The 23,605-nt window shown below is 56.8% G+C and carries 24 protein-coding genes; 10 read left to right on the forward strand and 14 right to left on the reverse strand.

Annotated features, from left to right (window positions below):
• Window positions 1-180 precede the first annotated feature (180 nt).
• A complete protein-coding gene (locus R0J87_RS03190) occupies window positions 181-570 on the reverse strand; it encodes a DUF4168 domain-containing protein (protein ID WP_498884324.1) in 390 nt (129 codons plus the stop codon).
• 146 nt (window positions 571-716) lie between these two features.
• Between R0J87_RS03190 and R0J87_RS03195 the strand changes: the two genes are divergently transcribed.
• Together R0J87_RS03195 and R0J87_RS03200 are read left to right on the forward strand one after the other, a co-directional pair.
• Window positions 717-1,640 carry a DMT family transporter gene (locus R0J87_RS03195; RefSeq protein WP_498884326.1) on the forward strand — a complete coding sequence of 308 codons (924 nt, stop codon included), beginning with the start codon at window positions 717-719 and terminating at the stop codon, window positions 1,638-1,640.
• A 40-nt stretch (window positions 1,641-1,680) separates the two neighbouring features.
• Complete coding sequence (locus R0J87_RS03200) at window positions 1,681-2,448, forward strand: EAL domain-containing protein (RefSeq protein WP_498884328.1); 768 nt, start codon at window positions 1,681-1,683, stop codon at window positions 2,446-2,448.
• A gap of 28 nt (window positions 2,449-2,476) precedes the next feature.
• Here R0J87_RS03200 and mtgA read toward each other — a convergent pair whose 3' ends face one another.
• The 4 genes from mtgA to R0J87_RS03220 form a co-directional block, all read right to left on the reverse strand.
• Window positions 2,477-3,193: a monofunctional biosynthetic peptidoglycan transglycosylase gene (mtgA, locus tag R0J87_RS03205; protein WP_404343110.1), complete on the reverse strand. Its 717-nt coding sequence runs from the start codon at window positions 3,191-3,193 to the stop codon at window positions 2,477-2,479.
• A gap of 10 nt (window positions 3,194-3,203) precedes the next feature.
• Entirely contained in the window at window positions 3,204-4,058 is an 855-nt protein-coding gene (gene fghA, locus R0J87_RS03210; RefSeq protein WP_498884329.1) for an S-formylglutathione hydrolase, read from the reverse strand.
• 83 nt (window positions 4,059-4,141) lie between these two features.
• Window positions 4,142-5,251, reverse strand: coding sequence for an S-(hydroxymethyl)glutathione dehydrogenase/class III alcohol dehydrogenase (locus R0J87_RS03215; protein ID WP_188639164.1), 1,110 nt, complete (start codon window positions 5,249-5,251; stop codon window positions 4,142-4,144).
• A gap of 60 nt (window positions 5,252-5,311) precedes the next feature.
• Complete coding sequence (locus R0J87_RS03220) at window positions 5,312-6,298, reverse strand: MBL fold metallo-hydrolase (RefSeq protein ID WP_498884332.1); 987 nt, start codon at window positions 6,296-6,298, stop codon at window positions 5,312-5,314.
• Between the two features lie 127 nt (window positions 6,299-6,425).
• Here R0J87_RS03220 and R0J87_RS03225 point away from each other — a divergent pair, with 127 nt between their 5' ends.
• Entirely contained in the window at window positions 6,426-7,313 is an 888-nt protein-coding gene (locus tag R0J87_RS03225) for a LysR family transcriptional regulator (protein ID WP_498884334.1), read from the forward strand.
• Here R0J87_RS03225 and R0J87_RS03230 read toward each other — a convergent pair.
• Entirely contained in the window at window positions 7,310-8,677 is a 1,368-nt protein-coding gene (locus R0J87_RS03230; protein WP_404463719.1) for an L-serine ammonia-lyase, read from the reverse strand. The two genes, R0J87_RS03225 and R0J87_RS03230, sit on opposite strands and share 4 nt — an antisense overlap.
• A 204-nt stretch (window positions 8,678-8,881) precedes the next feature.
• On the opposite strand from R0J87_RS03230, the gene R0J87_RS03235 reads away from it, so the two are divergent.
• Both R0J87_RS03235 and R0J87_RS03240 read left to right on the forward strand, forming a co-directional pair.
• Complete coding sequence (locus R0J87_RS03235) at window positions 8,882-9,526, forward strand: hypothetical protein (protein ID WP_498884336.1); 645 nt, start codon at window positions 8,882-8,884, stop codon at window positions 9,524-9,526.
• A 179-nt stretch (window positions 9,527-9,705) separates the two neighbouring features.
• Entirely contained in the window at window positions 9,706-11,277 is a 1,572-nt protein-coding gene (locus R0J87_RS03240; RefSeq protein WP_498884338.1) for an AbgT family transporter, read from the forward strand.
• Between the two features lie 104 nt (window positions 11,278-11,381).
• On the opposite strand, the gene rpoD is transcribed toward R0J87_RS03240, so the two are convergent.
• The 3 genes from rpoD to rpsU form a co-directional block, all read right to left on the reverse strand.
• Window positions 11,382-13,238: an RNA polymerase sigma factor RpoD gene (gene rpoD / locus R0J87_RS03245; protein WP_404343124.1), complete on the reverse strand. Its 1,857-nt coding sequence runs from the start codon at window positions 13,236-13,238 to the stop codon at window positions 11,382-11,384.
• A 232-nt stretch (window positions 13,239-13,470) separates the two neighbouring features.
• Complete coding sequence (gene dnaG, locus R0J87_RS03250) at window positions 13,471-15,330, reverse strand: DNA primase (protein ID WP_498884339.1); 1,860 nt, start codon at window positions 15,328-15,330, stop codon at window positions 13,471-13,473.
• A gap of 186 nt (window positions 15,331-15,516) precedes the next feature.
• Window positions 15,517-15,732, reverse strand: a complete 216-nt coding sequence (gene rpsU, locus R0J87_RS03255; protein WP_016416934.1) for a 30S ribosomal protein S21 — start codon at window positions 15,730-15,732, stop codon at window positions 15,517-15,519.
• Between the two features lie 201 nt (window positions 15,733-15,933).
• On the opposite strand from rpsU, the gene tsaD reads away from it, so the two are divergent.
• Complete coding sequence (gene tsaD / locus R0J87_RS03260) at window positions 15,934-16,977, forward strand: tRNA (adenosine(37)-N6)-threonylcarbamoyltransferase complex transferase subunit TsaD (protein ID WP_404463725.1); 1,044 nt, start codon at window positions 15,934-15,936, stop codon at window positions 16,975-16,977.
• A gap of 39 nt (window positions 16,978-17,016) precedes the next feature.
• Here tsaD and plsY read toward each other — a convergent pair whose 3' ends face one another.
• Complete coding sequence (gene plsY, locus R0J87_RS03265; protein WP_498884341.1) at window positions 17,017-17,580, reverse strand: glycerol-3-phosphate 1-O-acyltransferase PlsY; 564 nt, start codon at window positions 17,578-17,580, stop codon at window positions 17,017-17,019.
• Between the two features lie 102 nt (window positions 17,581-17,682).
• On the opposite strand from plsY, the gene folB reads away from it, so the two are divergent.
• Together folB and folK are read left to right on the forward strand one after the other, a co-directional pair.
• Complete coding sequence (gene folB, locus R0J87_RS03270) at window positions 17,683-18,048, forward strand: dihydroneopterin aldolase (RefSeq protein WP_404343133.1); 366 nt, start codon at window positions 17,683-17,685, stop codon at window positions 18,046-18,048.
• Between the two features lie 11 nt (window positions 18,049-18,059).
• Window positions 18,060-18,605: a 2-amino-4-hydroxy-6-hydroxymethyldihydropteridine diphosphokinase gene (gene folK / locus R0J87_RS03275; protein ID WP_498884343.1), complete on the forward strand. Its 546-nt coding sequence runs from the start codon at window positions 18,060-18,062 to the stop codon at window positions 18,603-18,605.
• Between the two features lie 5 nt (window positions 18,606-18,610).
• Here the strand turns inward: folK and R0J87_RS03280 are convergent, their stop codons facing one another.
• Together R0J87_RS03280 and R0J87_RS03285 are read right to left on the reverse strand one after the other, a co-directional pair.
• Window positions 18,611-19,738: a tRNA nucleotidyltransferase/poly(A) polymerase-related protein gene (locus R0J87_RS03280; RefSeq protein ID WP_498884345.1), complete on the reverse strand. Its 1,128-nt coding sequence runs from the start codon at window positions 19,736-19,738 to the stop codon at window positions 18,611-18,613.
• The gene (locus R0J87_RS03285; RefSeq protein ID WP_498884347.1) at window positions 19,739-20,554 is read right to left on the reverse strand and encodes a symmetrical bis(5'-nucleosyl)-tetraphosphatase; all 816 of its coding nucleotides are present in this window, start codon (window positions 20,552-20,554) and stop codon (window positions 19,739-19,741) included.
• A gap of 175 nt (window positions 20,555-20,729) precedes the next feature.
• Between R0J87_RS03285 and R0J87_RS03290 the strand changes: the two genes are divergently transcribed.
• Both R0J87_RS03290 and R0J87_RS03295 read left to right on the forward strand, forming a co-directional pair.
• Entirely contained in the window at window positions 20,730-20,915 is a 186-nt protein-coding gene (locus R0J87_RS03290; RefSeq protein ID WP_498884348.1) for a hypothetical protein, read from the forward strand.
• The gene (locus R0J87_RS03295) at window positions 20,915-22,369 is read left to right on the forward strand and encodes a GMC oxidoreductase (protein WP_498884349.1); all 1,455 of its coding nucleotides are present in this window, start codon (window positions 20,915-20,917) and stop codon (window positions 22,367-22,369) included. The genes R0J87_RS03290 and R0J87_RS03295 overlap by 1 nt, the downstream gene beginning before the upstream one ends.
• Window positions 22,370-22,375: 6 nt before the next feature.
• On the opposite strand, the gene apaG is transcribed toward R0J87_RS03295, so the two are convergent.
• Together apaG and rsmA are read right to left on the reverse strand one after the other, a co-directional pair.
• Window positions 22,376-22,753, reverse strand: a complete 378-nt coding sequence (gene apaG / locus R0J87_RS03300) for a Co2+/Mg2+ efflux facilitator ApaG/CorD (protein ID WP_404343143.1) — start codon at window positions 22,751-22,753, stop codon at window positions 22,376-22,378.
• On the reverse strand, window positions 22,750-23,598 hold the full coding sequence (rsmA, locus tag R0J87_RS03305; RefSeq protein WP_498884350.1) for a 16S rRNA (adenine(1518)-N(6)/adenine(1519)-N(6))-dimethyltransferase RsmA: 849 nt from the start codon (window positions 23,596-23,598) through the stop codon (window positions 22,750-22,752). Before rsmA ends, apaG begins: the two co-directional genes overlap by 4 nt.
• Between the last annotated feature and the right edge of the window lie 7 nt (window positions 23,599-23,605).

Below are 23,605 nucleotides of genomic sequence, written 5' to 3' on the forward strand. Positions count from 1 at the left end.
ACCGTGATCACCGACAACCCTTGGGCCGAAAGCATGCCGATAAAAAGAAAGGCGCCACAAAAAAAGCCCAGCGCGTAGGCGCTGGGCTTTGTTCGGCTAACGATATGTAGATACTTCGCACGTTAAGGAAAATCTGGCACTATCCGCATAGCCTTTAGTGAAACACGTAGGAAATGGCGCTTACGACTGGCTAGCCATTTCTTGAACGCGCTGCATCATTTCCGGATCTTGCTGAATAGACTGACCAATCGCATTGAAGGTGTCGACATCCAGACCGCTATCTTCGACAACTTCGATCATGCGGTCGTTAGCTTCAGAGCGAACTTCCTGTTGGGCGGTTTCGTCTTCCGCTTCCTGCAGACGCTGTGTGTACTCTTGCGAGATCACGGCGATTTCTTGAGAAGCATCGGCGAACTGCTGTAGCTGCTGATCAGAAAAATCTTGAGCAGGCGCTTGCTGCGTAGCCATCGGATCTTGCGCTTGGCCTTCACCTTGCTGGGCTTGGGCAGTACCCGCCAGCAGACCAGTTGCGAGAAGTGCAGCAGAGAACAAAGCAGTCATACGTTGCATAGTAAGAAACCTCATTGGCGCGTTATGAATGTGCCCACTGTGACGCGCCGTTCACGCCCAGGTTCAATCCTTTATGTAAAACTGAGTAACAAAAAGAACAAAACGTAAGCCATGCCAGCCAGAAAGCATGCTGTTCTAGGAGCATTATGTCTATTAATTTCAATGCCTTAAAAGAAAAAGATGCGGCCAAACTAGGGCTTGCTGCCATGCCCGGGGTTTTTGTTCTTTTATGGAGCACAGGCTTTATCGGCGCAAAATTTGGCCTCCCTTATGCGGAGCCTTTCACCTTTTTGTTTATCCGTTTTGTGCTGACACTTTCGCTGCTCATTCCTCTGACGTGGCTGATGGGCATTTCTTGGCCTTCATCACCCAGGTTATGGAAACACATCGCAGTATCCGGTTTGCTAGTGCACGGCACCTATTTGGGTGGTGTGTTTTACGGTATTTATTTAGGCATGCCCGCGGGCTTGGCTGCTCTGTTAGTGGGCCTTCAACCGCTATTAACCGCCGTCTGCGCAGGCCCCTTATTGGGGGAGCGGCTAACGAAACAGCAGTGGCTGGGCCTAATGCTGGGCCTACTTGGCATTAGCTTAGTACTAGGCAGTAAGCTGGAGCTTGGCGGCACGCTGTTTAGCGGTTTTGGTGCAGGTGCTTTGATCAGCGTCATGGCAGCTCTAGTGGGCATTTCCCTGGGAACGCTTTACCAAAAACGCTACTGCACCAGTATGCCGCTGCTTTCTGGAGCGGTGATTCAATATATGGCCGCTGGCGGGCTATTGGGGGTCGGCGCGCTATTATTCGAAACCCGCGAGGTCGAGTGGAGCACAACGTTTATTCTTACGCTTGGCTGGCTCGTGCTGATTCTATCAATTGCCGCTATCCTGCTATTGATGGCCTTGATAAAAAAGGGGGAGGCTTCCCGTGTGGCGAGTCTTTTTTATCTTGTGCCTCCGGTCACCGCGCTACAGGCGTGGTGGCTATTTGACGAGCGCTTACCGCTGCTGGGCTTAGCAGGCATGGTGATTGCTATCGCTGGAGTAGTGATGGTGGTAAGACCTTCAACGACATAAATTATATGATAATGATGAAAATTCCAGGGCTTGGAAAAAAATGACTGCACAACCTCATTGCGCCAGGGTAAACGGCGTTTGCAACCGCTGCGATACACCGGTTCCTTTCGTATTCACAATGGCTTTTCAGCCAATCGTGGATGTGATTCAGCGGCAGGTCGTTTATTACGAAGCCCTGGTGCGCGGCATTAACGGCGAATCGGCGTTCTCGATTCTCGACCAAGTCACCGATGAGTTAATGTACCGCTTTGATCAGGCCTGCCGAGTCAAAGCGATTGAGCTTGCCAGTGAGCTGGGCATGACAGAGCGGTTATCAATTAACTTTCTGCCCAATGCCGTCTATGAACCAGAAGCCTGTATTCAATCCACGCTAGAAACATCTCACCGTGTGGGCTGGCCCACGGAGCGGCTGAATTTCGAGATCACGGAAACTGAGCGAGTGGTTGATCGTGCGCACATGCGCAATATCATCGACAGCTATCGCCGTATGGGCTTTACCACGTCGTTGGATGATTTCGGCAACGGGTACGCGAACTTGGACCTGCTCACCGATTTGCGTCCCGATACGCTCAAAATTGATCGTGAACTCGTCATGGGCTGCGATAGCAATATCCGCCGCCAAGCCATTCTAAAAAGCATGGTAGCGTTGGCACGCACCTTGGGCACCCAACTCGTTGCCGAAGGTGTAGAAACCCGTGACGAGTCGCGCTGCCTGTTGGCACTGGGCATTCACGTACAGCAGGGCTACTATTTTGCTCGCCCGCAGGTGGGCGCGCTGCCCACCGTAGAAGCCGAAAAATACGACTAGGCCGCCTCTCTGAGGCGGTATCATGCCGTTACAGCCGCTCTAGGTAAGCTGTCCCGCCCAAATTACGCATCTGCTGACGAATCCACTGGCCCCGGCGCTCAACCTGAGCGTCGGGGCGAGAAGCGCTACGGGTGCGTGGGCTGGGTAAGATAGCCGCTAAAAGGCTTGCCTGACGTTCGGTAAGCGCACTGCCTGAGGCACCGAAATAGTGGTTAGCCGCGGCTTCTAAACCGAAAACCCCGGTATCCCACTCTGCGACGTTGAGATATACCTCTAAGATCCGCTGCTTGCCCCATAGCGTTTCAATCAGCAGGGTAAACCACGCCTCCAGCCCTTTGCGTACCCAGCTGCGCCCGCTCCATAAAAACACGTTTTTGGCGGTTTGCTGGCTCAGGGTGCTGGCACCGCGCAGTCGCTCACCGTCTCGGCTCGCTTCCCAGGCGCGACGCATCTCTACGAAATCAAACCCGCGATGCTCAGGAAAACGCTGATCCTCGGCGGAAATCACCGCCAGTTTGGCATTGCTGGATAAGTTCTCCCAACTGCGCCACTGGCGCTGAATATCAATCGGTTCACTGTTTATCCAGCTTTGTACCTTACGCTCAACCATCACCATAGAACCTGGTGGGGGAACAAAGCGAAATAGCAGCACCAGGGCAACGGAGAGCACCACAAACCCAAGCGCACCACGCCAAATAAGACGCCATAACAGACGAAGAAAACGGCGCAGTGCGCGATTGAGCATCTCGGAATCCTTAGCGTTTCATGAGGTGTTCCGCATGATAGCGCAAATGGTCCTCAATGAACGAGGCGATAAAGAAGTAGCTGTGATCGTAGCCCGGCTGGCGACGCAGCGTGAGCGGGTGGTCATGCTCTTCACACACGGCTTCCAAACGCTCGGGCATGAGCTGCTCTTCCAGGAACTGGTCCGCTTCGCCTTGGTCGATAAACAGCCGCTGACGGGAAGCACCGTTCGCCACTAACTCGCAGGCATCGTACTGGCGCCAGCGTGAATGGTCCTCTCCCAGATAGCTGGTAAACGCTTTTTGTCCCCAGGGGCAGTTCATCGGGTTCACAATCGGCGCAAAGGCGGATACCGAGCGGAACCTGCCAGGATGGCGCAGGGCCAGGATTAGCGCCCCATGGCCGCCCATGGAGTGACCGCTGATAGATTCGCGACCGTTAACCGGGAAGTGCTGGCGAACCACCGAGGGTAGCTCTTCAATCACGTAATCGTACATGCGGTAGTTCGTTTTCCACGGCGCTTGGGTGGCGTTCACGTAGAAACCTGCCCCGGAGCCAAGGTCATAGCTATCGTGCTCGCCGGGAAGATCGGTGCCACGCGGGCTGGTATCCGGGCAGACAATCGCCACGCCTAATTCGGCGGCAATGCGGTGCGCGCCAGCCTTCTGCATAAAGTTTTCGTCGTTGCAGGTCAGGCCCGATAGCCACCATAACAGCGGTACACGCTCGTTTTCTGCCTGGGGTGGCAGGTACACGGCGAAGACCATGTCGCAATCCAGCGCCCGGGAGTAGTGGCGGTAGCGCTTGTGCCAGCCGCCGCAGCTGCGGTTGGCCGACACCAGTTCTAAAGTTTCACTCATGCTCATGGGGTAGGCTCCTTGAGAAGATGAAAACGCGGTGGGTTGCCCCTACCGCGTTCGTTTACCCGGTTTTGTTAGCTAGATAATACTCAGTAATGCAGTACGGTACGAATGCTCTTGCCTGCGTGCAGCAACTCAAACGCTTCGTTAATCTTCTCAAACGGCATATCGTGGGTAATAAAGTCGTCGATGTTGAGCTCGCCATTCATATAGCGATCCACGTAGCCCGGCAACTCGCTACGGCCTTTCACACCACCGAACGCCGAGCCTTTCCAAACGCGGCCGGTCACCAGTTGGAAGGGGCGGGTTGAGATCTCTTCGCCAGCACCCGCCACGCCGATAATGATTGATTCACCCCAGCCTTTGTGGCAGCACTCAAGCGCTGAGCGCATCACGTTGACGTTGCCGATACACTCAAACGAGTAGTCGACGCCGCCATCGGTCATATCAACGATGACTTGCTGAATCGGGTCGCTGTAATCTTTCGGGTTGACGAAATCCGTGGCGCCAAACTGCTTGGCCAGCGCAAATTTATCCGCATTAACATCGATAGCGATAATTTTAGATGCTTTCGCCATCACCGCGCCCTGAATCACTGCCAGACCAATGGCCCCCAGGCCGAACACGGCAACGGTAGAGCCCGGCTCTACTTTCGCGGTGTTGAGTACCGCGCCAATACCGGTGGTCACACCGCAGCCCAACAGGCAGATTTTATCCATAGGCGCTTCTTTGGAGACCACCGCCAGCGATACTTCCGGCAGCACGGTGTACTCACTAAACGTGGAGGTGCCCATGTAGTGGTGCAGCATTTTGCCGTCTAGCGAGAAGCGTGACGTGCCGTCTGGCATGACGCCTTTACCCTGAGTGGCACGTACGCTACCACAGAGGTTGGTTTTACCTGAGAGGCAGAACTTACACTTGCCGCACTCGGCGGTGTAAAGCGGAATAACATGATCGCCAGGCTTGAGGCTGGTAACACCTTCGCCCACTTCCTGAACCACGCCCGCCCCTTCGTGGCCGAGTACCGCCGGGAAGTTACCCTCTGGGTCAGCGCCAGACAGCGTGTAGGCATCCGTATGGCACACGCTGGTAGCGGCCATTTTGACCAGTACTTCTCCCGCCTTCGGGCCTTCTACATCAATCTCAACTAACTCAAGGGGCTTACCCGCTTCTAATGCAACCGCAGCACGTGATTTCATAATAGCTCCTACTTATATAGCAGCGAGCACGCGTTAACGTGCTCGCTAAAAGATGATGGGTTACTCGCTATCGCTACTGACAGGCCCAAACTCAATGGGCAGCCAGCGGTAGCCTTCTGAATCTTCGACAATATGGCCAATCCCTGGGAACGGCATATGCGCACCAGCCACCCAGTGCTTATCGGCTACCGCGCTTTCCAGCACGGCTTGGCGGGTGCTCGCTGCCTGCTCCGGATCAGAGTCAAACTCAATCGTGACGCTGGGATCCGCAAACTGTACGCCGTAGTTGTGTACGACATCGCCCCACACCAACATCGAGTCGTCATCGCTGTTCAGCATGAAGCTGGCATGACCCGGCGTATGCCCATGGGTGTCTTGCGCCACGATGCCCATTAACAGCTCATCACCCTGCTCAAAGGGGCTGAAACGATCTGATTCTTGATAGGGTGCTACGGCGTCTTGCGCCATAGTGAAGAAGGCGCGCTGCTCTTCCGGCAGCGCTTGAGAGCGCTCTTTGTCCAGCCAGAAGTCGGCATCGTCTTGGCTCGCTCGAAGTTCCGCATTAGGGTAGATCGCGTCGCCATTTTCGTCTGCAAGGCCACACACGTGATCTGGATGCAGGTGGGTCATCAAAATCGTATCGACATCTTCAGGCGCGTAGCCGGAAGCGCGTAAATTCTTCTCCACTTGGCCCAAGGTCGGACCGAAACAAGCCGCTGAACCTGCATCCACCAGCACCAAGTTCTCGCCGGTATGCACCAAAAAAGCGTTCACGGCAGTTTGCACACCGCTTTCGGCATCAATAAACAGCGCATCGAGATGACGCAGAATCTCATCTTGTTCCATGCCGGATAATAGCGATGTATTCAGAGACGTATGGCCGTCATACAGTGCTGTTACTTCGTACTCACCTACCATCATCCGGAACCAGCCGGACGCCTGTTCCTGCTGCTGGGCAGGCAGCTCTGCCTGTGCAGCGGCTACCCAACTAGCGCTGACGGCAGCAACTAGGGCACGGCGAGACCAACGTGAAGAGATCATCGACATCAGCAAGGCACTCCATTAATACGCGAAAGAGACTTGCAGTGTAGGTCAGCTAGGCGGAGAGGATAAAGCGGGATACACTCACAAGATTATTGCCACTGGGCAACAATCTAACGTGTAAGGGTCATGCATGCAGCGCTGGGATCGCATCGAAGCGTTTGTGGAGGTCGTGAGGCTGGGCACGTTCTCCGCCGCCGCACGTCACTTAAAAGTATCCACCTCCCATATCAGCCGCTTGGTTAGCCAGTTAGAGAACCAGCTTGGCGTACAGCTGCTCTACCGTACCACGCGACAGATTCGGTTAACCGATGCGGGAGCGCTTTATGTCGAGCACTGCCGCCATCTGTTTGACGGGCTGCGGGATGCCGAGCAGGTGATCAGCGAGCTTCAGGCCAAACCTCATGGGTTACTCAAACTCACCTCGGCGACGACCTTTGGTGAGCGCTACATCGCCCCGCTAGTGAATGATTTTCAGCGCCTGCATCCGCAGCTTGAAGTGCATATGCACTTTACCAACCGACCGGTGGAGCTGATCGAAGAGGGCTATGACATTGCTATTCGCATGGGTGTGCTGAAGGATTCCAGCCTGATTGCTCGACGGCTTTGCGAACGGCGGGAGTACGTGGTGGGCTCTAACGCTTATTTCCGCCAGGCCCCCAGGCCTCATACGCTTTCCGAGCTGAGCCAGCATCGCTGCCTGATCGGCTCGCGCCCTAACTGGCTCTTTGAAGTTAACGGCCAGCGCCGCGAGGTAAAAGTCGAGGGGTGTTGGAGCGGTAACTCTGGGCCTGCGTTACTTGATGCTGCGCTCAAAGGGCTAGGGCTTGCCCAACTGCCGGACTACTACGTAGCCCCTTACTTGGCCAGCGGTGAGCTGGTGTCAGTCCTGGAGCCTTTTCAGCATAACGATACGGCGGTGTGGGCGGTCTACCCCCGCCACCGCCACTTATCGCCGAAAATTCGCCAGTTGGTGGACTACTTGGTAGCGAATATTGCCACGACGCTGCCCACGACTTAACACTCAATCGCGTTGACCGCGAGGCCGCCTTTAGAGGTCTCTTTGTACTTATCCTGCATATCGCGGCCGGTATCGCGCATGGTGCGAATCACTTTATCCAGCGAGACAAAGTGATCGCCGTCGCCGTGTAACGCCATGCGGGCGGCATTAATCGCCTTGACCGAGGCAATGGCGTTGCGCTCAATACAGGGCACCTGCACTAACCCAGCAATCGGATCACAGGTGAGGCCCAGGTTATGCTCCAGCCCAATCTCTGCGGCGTTTTCTACCTGCTTGGGCGTGCCGCCCAACACTTCAGCAAGCCCAGCGGCGGCCATGGCGCAGGCCGATCCCACCTCACCTTGGCAGCCTACTTCAGCCCCCGAAATGGAGGCATTCTTTTTGCAGAGAATGCCCATGGCACCGGCGGTCAGCAAAAAATTCACTACGTCGGCATCGCAGGCATCAGGTTCAAATTTCAAGTAATAGGCCAGCACGGCGGGCACAATGCCTGCAGCCCCGTTAGTTGGCGCGGTCACCATCCGCTTTCCGGCAGCATTCTCTTCATTCACCGCTAGCGCAAACAGGTTGACCCAATCCATCACGGTGAAACTGGTGACAATCAGGCGCTGGTTGGCGGGCGGCGAGAGCAGCTGCTGATGCAGTGAGTGGGCGCGGCGACGGACATTTAAGCCGCCCGGTAGGCGCCCGGTGGCCTCCAGGCCATTATCGATACTCTGGCGCATGGCGTGCCAAATGGTGAGTAATGCGTCGCGTATCGCGGCTTCGCTTCTCCACGCTTTCTCGTTTTCTAACATCAGTTCGCTGATGCTCAAGCCATGCTGCTGACACAGTGCCAGTAGCTCATTTGCCGACTCGAAGGGATAAGGCAGCGCTGTTTTGTCTTCATCCAGCCCGCCTCGGTCAGCGCAGGCCTGGTCCACATAAAATCCACCGCCCAAAGAGTAATAGGTGTTCGTATTGATCACCGTATCGCCTTGATACGCCGTGAGGACCATGGCGTTAGGATGAAACGGCAGGCAGGTCTCATCCCATTCGATATCTCGTGCGCGCTGAAACGCTAGCGCTTGGCCGTTGGGAAGCTTCAATGGCTCGCTGTTATCCAATGCGGCTAAGCGTTTTGCGATGGTATCAAGCTCAACCGCCTCTGGCGTCTCGCCCATCAATCCCATCACCACGGCGTTATCAGTGCCGTGACCAACACCGGTCGCTGCCAGCGAGCCGTGTAGCCTTACCACAACACGGCTGATATCGGGCGCTGTCAGCGCCATCACGAAATCCCGCGCTGCCCGCATGGGGCCTACGGTATGTGAGCTGGATGGGCCAATGCCGATCCGAAATAGATCAAATACGCTAATTGCCATAACAGTGCCCGCCCCTCAACGGTCGTTTTTACTACTGTTCTCTACCCGATATTCACTTCTATCTGGCGGCTACTTTGCAGCTTTATCCAATGGCCGTCGAGCGATATGCAGAAGGTTAGGCGTGCGAGCACACAAAGGTGACGATATAATGAACATCCGTTATTGCATGTTTATTTGCCTCGCTTCCCCGATAAGGATATTGGTATGTCACCGTCTCCCCCCTGGGCGATTAGTTTTCGCACCGCCCTACTTCGTGCCACGCTTTACACCCTTGCCATTGGCGGTATTGCCCAAGGCGGCTACCTAGAGGTGTTGTATTTGCCCGAGGTGCGCTATACCGAACTTGGCTTTACCGAGTTTACGCAAACGCTTGTACTCGCCAGTTGCTGCGCTCTGCTGATTTATGTACGCCAAGTGCTGAAAGTGTGGCCAACGATGACGCTGCTGCTCTTAGCGTTTGTATCGGCATCACTGGTGCGCGAGCAGGACTACTTTTTGGATTACTACGTCGCCGACAACACCTGGAAGTTTGTTGTAGCACTGATTGTGCTGCCAAGCCTTGTCTGGGTCATTCTTCACCGGCAGCGTTTTCTGGATGAGTTTCGCCACTACAGCAATACGTTTTCGTTTGGGCTATTTGCGGCAGGCGTGCTGGTCACCTATATATTTTCACGCCTTTATGGTCGTCAGGATTTTTGGCGCGCGGTTCTGGAAGAGAACTATATCCGCGATTTTAAAGATATCGCTGAGGAGGCTATTGAGCTACTCGGCTACAGCTTGATTCTGTTTGCGATGATAGAACTCTTCTTCCTCGCTCGGCGCATCCATCGCTCACGCCTAGCGCTTTAACCCCTCTTCTTCTCCATTCACTGAAACGCCGCTGCCCCACTGGGTCAGCGGCGTTTCATTTTTTACATCTCGCTATACGTAAAGCCGTTTGCGCCGCTTGCGTCATCAACGTAGTGTCGACCATCACACCTATATGGGCATTTTTTGCTGAAAAATAACCTACCAACGATATAAACCTTATGAAAAATCCACAAAGTCGTGAAGAAAACCTAAAACGCGGGGCATTTACTCGCTTTCTTGATAGCGTTGAGTGGCTGGGCAATCTGCTGCCACACCCGGTGACGCTGTTTGCCATTCTCTGCGTACTGGTCGTCGTGGCTAGCGGCATTGCCGGTGCCTTGGGCGTGTCGGTTGCTGACCCACGCCCAGCCAATGAAGGCGAATGGATTGCAGTGAATTCGCTCTTAAATGCGGAAGGACTACGCCGCTTAGTGACCGAAATGGTGACGAACTTCACCAGCTTTGCGCCTCTGGGCACGGTGCTGGTCGCTATGTTGGGGGTGGGCGTTGCCGAGCACTCTGGCCTGCTATCGGCCAGTATGCGCGCACTGGTGCTCAACCGTTCACCGCGCATTGTGACCTATGCGGTGGTGTTTGCTGGGATTATGTCGAACATGGCCGCCGAGCTTGGCTATGTGGTACTGATTCCGCTAGCGGCGATGATCTTTCACTCCTTAGGGCGACACCCACTGGCGGGCCTGGCGGCAGCGTTTTGTGGCGTCTCCGGCGGCTACAGTGCCAACCTGTTGATCGGCACCGTCGACCCGTTGCTCTCTGGCATTACCCAGGAAGCGGCACGGTTACTCGACCCTACCTACTCGGTCGGGGCTGAAGCCAACTGGTTCTTTATGTTTGCCAGCACCTTCTTTGTCACCCTCATTGGCGGCTTGGTCACCGAGCGCATTGTGGAACCTAAGCTTGGCAATTTTGACTCCGCCTATGCGGATAGCGATATCGACCAGAACCGTATGGAGGGCCTGGCGCCCACTGAAAAGCGGGCACTAAAAGGTACCGGCTTAGCTACCCTGGCCCTCATTGCGCTGGTCGCAGTGATGGTGGTTCCGGAAAGCGGTATTTTACGCCACCCGGAAACGGGCCTCGTCAGCGGTTCGCCTTTCCTGCGTGGCATTGTCGTCATTGTAGCCGTCGCCTTCACCGTGCTTGGCTTCGTTTACGGCCGCTTGGCAGGCACCATGCAAAATGACCGCGATGTGGTCGATGCCATGGCCAAAAGCATGAGCAGCCTCGGGCTCTATATCGTGTTGGTGTTCTTTGCTGCCCAGTTTGTTGCGCTATTTAACTGGAGCAACTTTGGCACCGTCACGGCGGTGGCGGGGGCGGATTTGCTGGACTCTCTTGGCCTGCGCGGCCCTGGCCTGTTTGCGCTGTTCATTCTCATGTGCGCGTTTGTAAACCTGTCGCTGGGTAGCGCGTCGGCGCAGTGGGCAGTCACCGCACCAATTTTCGTGCCCATGCTAATGCTGATGGGCTATGCCCCGGAAGTGATCCAAGCCGCGTACCGGATTGGTGATTCCGTCACCAATCTGATCACCCCAATGATGAGCTATTTCGGCCTGATTCTGGCGGTGGCTACCCGCTACCGCAACGATATGGGCATTGGTACGTTGGTAGCACTGATGCTGCCTTACACACTGTTTATGCTGAGTGGCTGGAGTCTGCTGTTCTTTATCTGGGTGTTTGTCTTTGGCCTGCCGGTTGGCCCAGGCTCTGCCACGTACTACACGCTGTAAGCTTTAAACGGCATAACACAAAAAGCCCACCGTTCTCTGAACGGCGGGCTTTTTGGTCTTCGTGGCGACGCTATTCACCACTCACGCTTCACTACTCGCGGCCTTCACTCGTCCAAGAACGAACGCAGCGGCTCTGAGCGGCTGGGGTGGCGCAGCTTGCGCAGCGCTTTGGCTTCAATCTGACGAATCCGCTCGCGGGTAACGTCAAACTGCTTGCCCACCTCTTCCAGCGTGTGATCGGTATTCATATCGATACCAAAACGCATACGCAGTACTTTCGCTTCGCGGGCGGTCAGACCACCGAGAACGTTGCGGGTCGCTTCGATCAAGCCTTCGCCGGTGGCCATATCAATCGGCAGCAGCATGGTGCCGTCTTCGATAAAGTCGCCCAGGTGCGAATCGTCGTCATCACCAATCGGCGTCTCCATGGAGATCGGCTCTTTGGCAATTTTAAGGACTTTGCGTACCTTGTCTTCCGGCATTTCAAGGCGCTCGCCCAGCTCTTCAGGCGTCGGCTCGCGGCCCATCTCCTGAAGCATCTGACGCGATACGCGATTGAGCTTATTAATGGTCTCAATCATGTGTACCGGAATACGGATGGTGCGCGCCTGATCCGCAATAGAGCGGGTAATCGCCTGGCGAATCCACCACGTGGCGTAGGTCGAGAACTTGTAGCCGCGACGGTATTCGAACTTGTCTACCGCCTTCATCAAGCCGATGTTGCCCTCCTGGATTAAATCCAGGAACTGCAGGCCACGGTTGGTGTACTTCTTGGCAATCGAGATCACCAAGCGCAAGTTCGCCTCAACCATCTCTTTCTTGGCGCGACGCGCTTTCGCTTCACCAATCGAGAGCTTGCGATTGACTTCCTTCAGGTCGGCCACGGTGAGCTGCACCATGTCTTCTTCAAAGGCAATCTTGCGCTGTGAGCGAGCGATATCGGCACGCAGCGGCTCTAGGCGATCGGCATACTTAGGCTGCGCTTCCTGGAAAGCATCCAACCATTTCTGGTCGGACTCATTACCTGGGAAGGACTTGATAAACGTCTTGCGCGGCACTTTGGCTTTTTTGACGCACAGCTGCATGACCGCTTTTTCCTGGGCACGCACCTGTTCAACGCTGATACGGATCTGACCGACCAAACGCTCGAAATGCTTGGGCACCAGCTTAATCGGCGAGAACAGCTCCGCTAGGCGAGCTTGCTCAGCCTTGAGTTCTGCGCTGCCACGACCATGCTTAGCCAGCGCGGCTTCAACGGCAGCATTTTGCTCGCGAATCTGTTCAAAGCGGGCCTTCGCCTCTTCGGGGTCCGGGCCACCTTCACTGGCGGTAGTGTCGTCCTCTTCGTCGTCATCGTCGCTGTCGATATCATCATCATCGCTCAGCTCAGCTTCAACGACAGGCTCCGGCACTTCCGCTTCAGCAACGCCCGGAATACCTTCGTCGGGGTCGATAAAGCCAGAGAACAGGTCAGATAAGCGCCCAGGGGCTTCTTCATCCTGGGTAGCGTCGTAGGCTTCAAGAATAGAGGCAACTGCACCCGGCAAATAAGCCAGTGCAGACATCACTTCCCGCGTGCCTTCTTCGATCCGTTTGGCGATTTCAATTTCGCCTTCACGGGTCAAAAGCTCAACCGTCCCCATTTCACGCATGTACATACGTACGGGGTCGGTGGTGCGACCGACGTCGCTTTCCACGGCGGCGAGGGCCGCGACGGCCTCTTCCGCAGCGGACTCGTCCGTGGAGTGATCCGACATCATCAAAGTGTCTTCATCTGGCGCTTCTTCAACGACACTAATACCCATGTCGTTGATCATGCCAATGATGTCTTCCACTTGATCCGGGTCGGCGATATCCTCGGGTAGATGGTCGTTGACCTCGGCATAGGTCAGGTAGCCCTGTTCCTTGCCGCGCGCGATCAACTCCTTCAGACGTGACTGCTGCTGCGCATTTCCAGCCATAGAAACCCTATCTCGACGAAGAAGAATGAAACACCTGGGGCGCTGAATCGATTAAACTCAACAAGCCGAACAGTATAGCGTAAATAGCTGGAATTTTTCCAGTGAAACGTATTTGCGCGGTCATTCAGGTGTGTTAGGTTGTTCGGTTAGGCCAGCGCCTGGCGACTAACCTGTATGTGGTGCTGAAGCCCAGGAATTCAACCCTGCACTTCTGTTTTGCCTTGATTTAGCACTAACGATGCTGAATAAGCTCCATCATCAGCTCGGCTAACCGCTGCCGCTGTGCCTTATCGAGTTTTTGCCCTTCACGCTCTAACGCCAACAGCGCGTCATACTCCTCTTGGGGCGAACGCCTGCGACGTTGATCCACCAAATGCTGGACCAGCCCCAGAAGCTCTGTCTCCCGCGTTGCCTTGGGAATCAGCAGCTCACGCTGCGCAAGCTCTGCGAGCATCTGCCCCTCTTGGCTTCCTTGAAAGTGTGCCAACACCACCTGCGGGCTACGGTAGCGACCAGCGCGCAGCAGCACGATAAGATCTCGACACAGCGGCGCTTCTTCACTCTCTTCCGGCAGCCAATCCAGTGACTCAGGCAGTACTTCTACCAAGCGGGGCTCATGCAGCAGCACCTGCACAATACGGCTAACGACCGAGAGTGCGCGTGGTGCAGCCCCCTGGCGACGCGGACGGCGCGCGGGCTGCCGCTCCGCGCCTTCTACGGGAAGCGGCGACAGCGGCTCATCAACGGGCTCCCACTGCGCCGACTCTTTAGGAGCAGATGCAGCAGCGCGTTTATCCAACAGCCCCTGCAACTGTGCCTGCGTCAGCCCACTGCGTTTGGCTAGCGACTCAAGCAGCAGCGATTTGAGCATGCCATCAGGCACTTTGTTCAACGCCTCCAGCACCTGACTGGCAAACCGCTCGCGCCCCTCAACCATGTTGAGATCGCGCCCTTGGGCGGCCTGTTCAAAGAGAAACTCCGAAAGCGGCATGGCACAGGTGACGCGATCCTGAAACGCTTCACTGCCCTCGCGGCGCACCAGCGAGTCAGGGTCGTCTCCTTCCGGTAGAAACAGAAAGCGCGCTTCGCGACCGTCGATCATCTGCGGCAGCGCCGTCTCTAAGGCGCGACTGGCTGCCTGACGACCCGCACGGTCACCATCGAAGCAAAACACCACTCGACTCACTAGCCGGAATAAGCGGCTTAAATGGTCTTCCGTGGTCGCTGTGCCCAAGGTCGCCACAGCGTTATGAATGCCATACTGAGCCAGTGCCACTACATCCATGTAGCCTTCCACAATCACCAGCTGCTCTAGTTTGCTAGAGGCTTGGCGCGCCTCATATAAACCATATAGCTCGCGTCCCTTATGAAAGACAGGCGTTTCTGGCGAATTGAGGTATTTAGGCTGCTCATCGCCCATGACCCGGCCGCCAAAGCCTAGGGTACGGCCACGCAGATCGCGAATTGGGAACATGACCCGATCACGAAAGCGGTCATAAGTACGGCCGGTATCTTCGCGATGAATCAGCAGGCCGTACTCCACCTGCACCGGCTCACTGATACCTTTTGCACTGAGGTGCTGCTTTAACGCTTCCCAACCGCCGGGGGCATAGCCAATCCCGTAGGTGGCCATCACTTCTGGTGAAAGCCCGCGCCCCTGCAAATAGCGCTGGGCGCTTTGCCCTTCCTGCATTTTGAGCCGTTCGCGATAAAAGCTTCCGGCCACTTCCAGCAGGTTAACGCCCTCTTTGCGCTTTTTTTCCCGCTGCTGGGCACGGGGGTCATCAGCGCCTTCCCGCGGCACATCCAACCCTAAACGCCCGGCTAACTGCTCCACGGCCTCAGGAAACGGCAGCTTGTCGTACTCCATCAAAAAACGCAGCGCATTACCGTGAGCGCCACAGCCAAAGCAGTGGTAGAACTGCTTGTCGGCACTGACGGTAAACGATGGCGATTTTTCTTGATGGAAGGGGCACAGGCCTGAAAAATTACGACCTGCTTTTTTCAGCTGTACGCGTTCGCCCACGACCTCAACCACGTCGACGCGGCCAAGCAGATCATCAATAAAACGCTGTGGAATTTGACCTGCCATGAACTGCGGGCATCCTCGCGCAAAGCGCTTACGGGCGAGTTTAACGTCATCAGGCAGCGCGCCTGATCACCTTAAACTGCCAAAACACACGTCACAGAACGAAAAACAAACGGCCACCTAGTGGCGGCCGCTTGGCATCCCTCTTGAGATAACCGGCTAACTGCGCAGGCTATCCCCAGGTACGGATCAATAGAGCCGTTCGAAACGCTTACGCTCACGCTGCAACTTCTTAGCGTGACGTTTTACGGCAGCTGCCGCTTTGCGCTTGCGCTCAGCAGTCGGCTTCTCGTAGTGCTCGCGACGACGTACTTCAGAGAGAACGCCAGCTTTTTCGCAAGAACGCTTGAAGCGACGCAGGGCGACGTCAAACGGCTCGTTATCACGTACTTTTACAGAAGGCATTAAGCACTCACCTACCTTAAGGAGTCTTGAGTTCGGATAGTACGCACACCGAACAAGACGGTGTACGACCCAGTTTTTACAGCGCACAGTAGTCTAGTCGTGGTTGGCGATCTTTGCAAATGCTTACGCCCCTTCACTGCCACAATGCTAAACTAGGCGGTTTTAAACCTCTGCCTTACCACCCACACGAGTTCTTTTGCTATGCGCGTACTGGGCATTGAAACGTCTTGCGACGAAACCGGCGTCGCCATTTACGATACCGCGTTCACCGGTGGCCAAGGCCTGCTGGCCGATGCGTTGTATAGCCAGATTGCTATGCATGCGGAGTACGGCGGCGTGGTGCCTGAACTAGCCTCTCGGGATCACACCCGCAAACTGCTGCCGTTGATTGAACAAGTACTCGCAGATGCCAACCTCACCCGAGGCGACCTAGACGGCATTGCCTACACCGCAGGCCCTGGCTTGGTGGGCGCACTGATGGTAGGCGCGAGCACTGCCCATGGCATGGCCAAAGCGTTGAACATCCCCGTGCTTGGCGTTCATCATATGGAAGGTCACCTACTCGCCCCGATGCTTGAAGATGATGCGCCGGAGTTCCCCTTTGTGGCGCTCCTGGTCTCGGGCGGGCACACCCAGCTTGTAGAAGTCCACGGGCTGGGGGACTACCAATTATTGGGAGAGTCGGTGGATGACGCTGCTGGAGAAGCCTTCGATAAAGCCGCGAAAATGCTCGGCCTTGCTTATCCTGGCGGCCCGCTGGTGGCCAAGCTTGCCGAACAGGGCGACCCGAAGCGGTTTCGCTTTCCACGCCCAATGACCGACCGCCCCGGCCTAGACTTCAGCTTTTCAGGTTTAAAAACCCACACCCTCACTGCAATTCGCCAGCTAGAAGCAGCGGGCGAGCTTGATGAGCAGGCCAAAGCCGATGTGGCCCGGGCCTTTGAAGAGGCCGTGGTGGATACGCTGGTGATTAAGTGCCGCCGTGCGCTCGACCAAACAGGGCTGAAGCGCATCGTAATGGCAGGCGGCGTCAGCGCCAATACGCGCCTGCGTGAACGGCTAGCGCTGGAAACGCAAAAGCGTCAGGCGCGCGCCTATTACCCCCGAGGCCGCTTCTGCACTGACAACGGTGCCATGATTGCCTATGTCGGTGCGCAGCGCTTAGCAGCAGGCGAGCGCGATAATGACGGCGTAATGCAGGCCACTCCACGCTGGCCGCTTGATACGCTAACAGCGCCGGTTTAACTCAAGCGGCTACTCAAGCGCCTATTCCAACGCCTAGCCTCACAGGTGGGGCTCTTCTCCTCGGCGTAAGCGGCGAATATTGAGGCCGTGACGGGCCAGCACTAATAGACTGAAGCCCCCAACTACGCTGACGTAACCGGGGGCTAGCCAAAGGCATAGCAGCGGCGCCAACAGCGCACTGACGAGCGATGCCGCTGCGGCAGTGCGTAATCGCCACGCTAACAACGCCCAGCACAGCGCCACCAGCAGCGCTACGCTGGGCACTAGCACCAACAGCACGCCAAACGCACTGGAAACCGATTTGCCACCACGGAAACCATGCCAGATGGGGTAGCTGTGACCCAGCAACACGGCCAAGCCTACTAGCCCCTGCAGCCATACCGGCAGCGCCAGCAGCTTCGCAGCCAGCACTGCGGGCACTCCTTTTAGCGCATCCAACAGCAGCGTGGTGGCGGCGAGTCGCGGGCCATACAGGCGTAGTACGTTAGAAAAACCTGGATTACAGGAGCCACAAAACCGAGGATCGGCAACGCCTGCCCAGCGGCACACGCTCACTGCCGCCAGCCAACTGCCGCTTAAATAGCCGATCACTATCCATATCATGGCCTGCCCACCCTGGCATTGGCGGCCAACGCCGCTGCCTTACTGTCGTTTCTGGTCATCCTCAAGTACAATCGCCCGCTTGTTGACCCTGGGGGAAGGCCTGTGGACCGCATTTTGATCGAAGCACTCAGCGTAGATACCGTCATCGGTGTATACGACTGGGAACGCACGATAACGCAATCGCTGAGCCTGGATCTATCGCTGGCAACGGATATCCGGCCTGCCGCCGCCACGGATGATTTACGCTTAACGCTTGATTATGCCGCGATTTGCCAGCGAATCCAGCAGTTCGCCAATGAGCACCAGTTCGCGCTGGTGGAAACCTTTGCAGAACGCCTAGCGGCCTGCCTGCAACATGAATTCCCCATCAGCTGGCTACGCATGACGGTTCGCAAGCCTGGCGCTGTTCCTCAAGCGGCGAGCGTTGGCCTTGAAATTACTCGCGGTACGCTACCGGAGGCCACCTAGGGCACGCATTTATGAACTTGGTGACGCTTAGTTTAGGCAGCAACATCGACCCCGACACCCATATTCGTCTGTGCTTGGACGCTCTAGAAGATACGTTTGGCCCACTGCAGATTTCGCGCATTTTTGAGAGCGAGCCAGTGGGCTTTAAAGATAGTCGCAACTTCTACAATCTAGTGGTGGCGTTTTACAGCGACTGGTCAGTGCGTAAGCTGCAGGCGTGGTCCAAACAGCTCGAAATCGCCCACGGTCGCACGCCTGACATGGTGAAATGCAGCCCTCGCGCCCTAGATATTGACCTGCTAACGGTCGGTGATGCCTGCGGAACGATAGATGACGTCACTCTGCCCCGCGGCGAAATCACCCGTAACGCCTTTGTGCTCCAGCCGCTTGCTGAGCTGCTACCCAACGAGCGCCACCCCGCCTGCCAAACCCCCTACAGCACGCTATGGAAGCGGTTTAAACTGGGCGACCAACGCCTGTGGGCGATTGATTTTCACTGGCGGGGCCGCTGGGTCTCCCAAGCCGACCCGCAGCCTCGTGCGGCGATGGCGCGCTAGCGCGATTACCCCTCGCCTAACGCGCCTGCAACCGCCTTCTGCCGATGCTGGCGCAGTGCTTCTCCTAAAGCTGCTCCCCGATACCCCTCGCTCAGCAGCGTTTGCGGGCTGACCGCTTGCGCTACCTGCCACGCAGCGCGCAGCACCGCTTGGCGCTCAGGTGCCAGGCGACTAACAAGCGCTAGCTGCGCCGCTACCTGGGCAGGTTTGCGCCAGCCATCCAGCCGCTCCAGCCAGTGCAACACTCGCTCGTCGTTTAACGGCTCATTGAGCAGCGCTTTCGTCAGCGCAGTATGGCGAGCCAACTGCGCCACCGCGTTGGGCAGCCGCAGCCTGCTCGCTAGCGCATCCCGCTGCTCATCACTCAGCAGCGAGACCAGCAGCGCGTAGCGCCAGTGGGCCAACGGCAATGAAGGCTCCTCAGGCGCACTTGGTATTTCAGCGAGCGCGGCGGTTAACATCTCGTCCTCGGCAAGCTCAGGCCACCAAGTGGCAAGCGCCTGGCACTCGTTTAGTGTGGTGAAGTAGCGTTCAGGGTTAGGTTCGCCCAACGCTTTCTCGGTTTCTACCCACACCCGCTCTGCGGCTAAGTGGCCAAGCTCACCGCTTTGGCTTACTTCACGCATCAGCGTGTGGGTCTCTGGGGCAATGGTAAAGCCCAGGTGAGCATAGCGGGCTAGAAAACGTGCGGTACGCAGCACCCGCAGCGGGTCTTCGCTAAACGCAGGCGATACATGGCGCAGCAGGCGCTGCTCAATATCCTGCTGGCCGTGAAAGGGGTCTGTCAGTTGGCCGCCTGGCCCTTGGGCGATGGCATTGATCGTCAGGTCACGCCGGGAGAGATCCTCCTCCAGTGTCACATCAGGACTGGCATACACCTCGAAACCACTGTAGCCATGGCCAGATTTACGCTCCGTGCGCGCCAGCGCATACTCTTCCGCGGTGTGCGGGTGCAAAAACACCGGAAAATCACGGCCAACGGGCTTAAAACCCCGCTGACGCATCGCTTCTGGCGTGGCGCCTACCACTACCCAGTCGTGATCCACTACCGGCCAGCCCAGCAGCGCATCCCGCACCGCGCCGCCTACTCGGTAAACATCAAGCCCTTGGGTCAATACATCCTGTTGAAACACTTAACGGCCTCCTTGCAAGCTTGGCACGCTGGTGCGTTCACCAGTGTCTAGGTTCATCGCGGTGAGTGAGCCACCCCACACGCAGCCGGTATCCAGCGCTTGAACGTTGACATTCGCATTCGGCGTGCGCCCTTCCAGCGCCGCCCAGTGGCCAAACAGAATGTGCAGATCATCCTGACGAGCAAATTGAAACCAGGGGGCAAAGCCTGTCGGTGCGCTATCGAGCCCCTCCTTGGCGGCAAAATCGAGGCGCTCCTGCGCATCAATGAAGCGCATGCGGGTAAACACGTTAACGATGCAGCGCAGGCGATCCACGCCTTCCAAGTCCTCCCGGAAACGGTCAGGCTGATTGCCGAACAGCTGGGTCAGAAACGCACCCGCGCTTTCACTGTGTAGCGCCGCCTGCACTTCACCGCTCAGCGCCAGCGCCTGCTCAGCACTCCAGCTCGGCAACACCCCAGCGTGGGTCATTAACGTATTGCCTTCTTGAATCGCTAACGGCTGGCTCTGCAGCCAATCAAGCAGCGCTTCCCGCTGGGGCGAGGCGAGAATATCGTCCAACGTATCGTTTTTCTTCAGTTTGCCGCCCCCACGGGCGACCACCAACAGGTGAAAATCGTGGTTACCCAACACACAGCGCACGGCTCTGCCCAGCGCCTTGGCCTCTTGCAAGCAGGCGAGCGAGCCGGGGCCGCGATTAATCAGATCTCCTACCAGCCAAAGCGTATCCTGAGCCGGATTGAAGTGGAGCTTTTCCAGCAGGCTGACAAATTCGGCATGGCAGCCGTGGAGATCGCCAATGACGTACGTACTCATAGGCTAAGGCCTTGTGATGAATTGAATAAAGGTGACAGACAACACGCAAAGTGACTCAGGATAACGCTTCGACGCTCCTCCTTCGGCGGCACAAAAATTCTGGAGCAATCGGCAAAGTTACATCACTATGTGATTAGACAGCTCGTGACTCTCTGTTAAGGATAACAATACGCTAATGAGCCCTTACTTTCCGCGCCCCCCATCTATTGATCTTACCCGTCGAGGCGTTTTAAAAAGCCTGCTCTTTTCCACCGGAGCGGTACTTACCCTGAGCCGATGGCCCGTAGCGGCTGCACAGCCAGCGCCCACACCGGCCGCCGAACTGGTAAACGGCTGGCTGCTACGCGCTGAAGACCGCTAATGTATCTCGCCTTTGAAACACTCGCCGCCCAAGAGAATAATTACGACATCTGTATTATTGGCGCCGGGGCTGCCGGGATTGCCATGGCCGTCACGCTGGCCCAGCAAGGTCACCGCACGCTGCTATGTGAAGGCGGCGAAGCCTCTTATAGTGAGCGCTCCCAAGCGATTTATCGCGGCGATATCGTTGGCGACCCGTACATCCCTTTAGATGATGCGCGCCTACGCTACCTCGGCGGTTCCAGCAACCATTGGGGCGGGGTTTGCAGGCCGTTAGACGCTCATGATTTTATCGCAAAAGCAGCATCGCCTGACACCGCGTGGCCAATCACCCAAGATGCGCTCGCGCCTTACTTCGCAAGCGCCGCTACGCTGCTGAACTTAACGCTACCCCACGCCGACTACCCCGTCACCGGCTCAGGGTTTGAACGTATCTACTTCTCTTTAGGGGACCCCGTTCGGCTTAAAGATAAATACGCCCCTGCGCTGAATGCCTCCTCCAATGTTGATTACTGTTTAACCGCCAACCTGGTCGGGCTTGAAAGCCATAATGGCCGCGTTGAGCGTGCGACGTTACGCAGTTTTCAAGGGGACGAGTGCCACGTACACGCACGTTTTTTTGTGCTGGCCTGCGGCGGCATCGAAAACTCACGCCTGCTGCTGTGGTTAAACCGGCAGTCCCATGGGCAGCTTATCGGCAATGCCACTACTCTAGGCCGCTATTGGATGGAGCACCCTCATGCCTCGGTAGGCCAGGCGCTGCTGTTTGAGCCGCAGGCGTTGGGGCTTGATCAGGAGTACAACGTCTTTTTATCGCCTACACCTGAGATGCTCGCTAAGCGTCAACTGCTCAACTGCGGCTTGCGCCTACACCGCATGAACGCAGAGGCAACCCAGCAGTTGATCGAAGCACTAGCACTGCAGGCTCCATCACTAGGTGAACAGTTAGCTACCTGGCAAGCCCAAGGCCGCGTCATGCACGGTGTGATGCTGCGCGCCGCCTGGGAACAGGAGCCGCGTTTTGAGAATCGTGTGGAGCTTGGCACTGAGGTGGATGAGTTTGGTATCCCCCGCAGCCGGCTTGTCTGGCGGCAATCAGCGCTGGATCGCCATACCATCCGCGAAAGCCTGCTGCTGTTGGGTGAGCACTTGCTGAATGAGAATATCGGTCGCCTGCAGCTAGCCGACTGGCTAGCCGTCCAGCCCGTCACGATGCCCAGCGAGGGCGAGCTAGCAGGAAGGCACCATATGGGCGGCACCCGCATGAGTCACAGCGCCGAACAGGGCATCGTCAATAGCGACTGTCGGCTGTTCGACCAAGAGAATATGTTTGTGGCAGGTTCAAGCGTTTTTCCAAGCGCAGGGCACGCCAACCCCACGCTGACCATCGTGCAACTGGCGTTACGTCTGTGCGACCATCTTGATCGTGAGCTGACCCTGACACGCCGGACTTAATCGGCGTTAATGCAGCTGACGGGGCACGGCGAGCCGAAACGGCGAAATGGGCACATCAAAGGCCCGCTGGGTGTACGTATTGAGCAGGGTGTAAGCACCTTCCATCACGCCGACCGGCGTTTGCAAAATCGCCCGACTGGTATAACGAAAACGCTGGCCAGGGCCGATTAACGGCTGCTGGCCCACCACGCCTTTGCCACGCACCTCTTGGCTATCGCCGCTACCCTGGGTGATCTTCCAGTAACGCGCCATCAGCTGCACGCTGTGCGGGCTTTGGTTGTGCACCGTCACGGTGTAGCTAAACACGTAGCGGGATTCGCTGTCGCTCGACTCCGCATCACGAAACTCCGGGGTGACGCTGACCTCAATGTCTAAGCCACTCACGCCTCGTCGCCCCCCGACGCAGGACTGTCTACCGTTGCGCTGGCTGCATCATCGGCGGCGACTTGGTTGGCAATCGTGACGTACTCCGCCACCGTCAAGGTTTGCGGGCGACGGGCAGGGTCGATGCCCAGCGCTTCTAGCGTCTCAACGCTTACCCGTCCTTTTAGATTGTTCCGCAGCGTTTTGCGGCGCTGACCAAACGCCAGCTTCACCAACTCAAACAGCAGCGCGGGGTCATCAGCAGTATGCGGAAGGCTTGCGTGGGGCGTCAGGCGCACAATCGCAGAATCCACCTTCGGGCGAGGCACAAAGGCTTCCGGCGGCACGATGAACAGCTGATCAACCTGACAGTAGTACTGCGCCATCACCGAAAGGCGGCCCCAATCGGTGCTGCCCGGCTCGGCAGCTAAGCGCTCCACTACCTCTTTTTGCAGCATGAAGTGCATATCGGCAATCGCATTGCCCATGGTCAGCAGATGCACAATCAGCGGCGTTGAGATGTTATAGGGCAAGTTACCCACTACCCGCAGCGCCGGGCCTTCGCCCTTTAGTTCGGCAAAATCGAACTTCAGCGCGTCGCCTTCATGAATCACGAACTCGGGGTAGTTAAAAAACTGTACCCGCAGGCCAGGAATCAGGTCGCGGTCGAGTTCGATCACTTCCAGCTTGCCAGTCGCCTCTAACAGCGGTGCCGTCAGTGCGCCTTGCCCAGGGCCAATTTCGACGAGTCGGTCGCCTTCGCGTGGCCCAATGGCGCGGACGATACGCGAAATAATGCCGAGGTCACGCAGAAAGTTTTGACCGAAGCGTTTACGAGCACGGTGCTGCTGAGGCACTTGAGACATCTAACAG

The organism is Halomonas sp. SIMBA_159 (assembly GCF_046536035.1).
Lineage (GTDB): Bacteria > Pseudomonadota > Gammaproteobacteria > Pseudomonadales > Halomonadaceae > Vreelandella > Vreelandella venusta_A.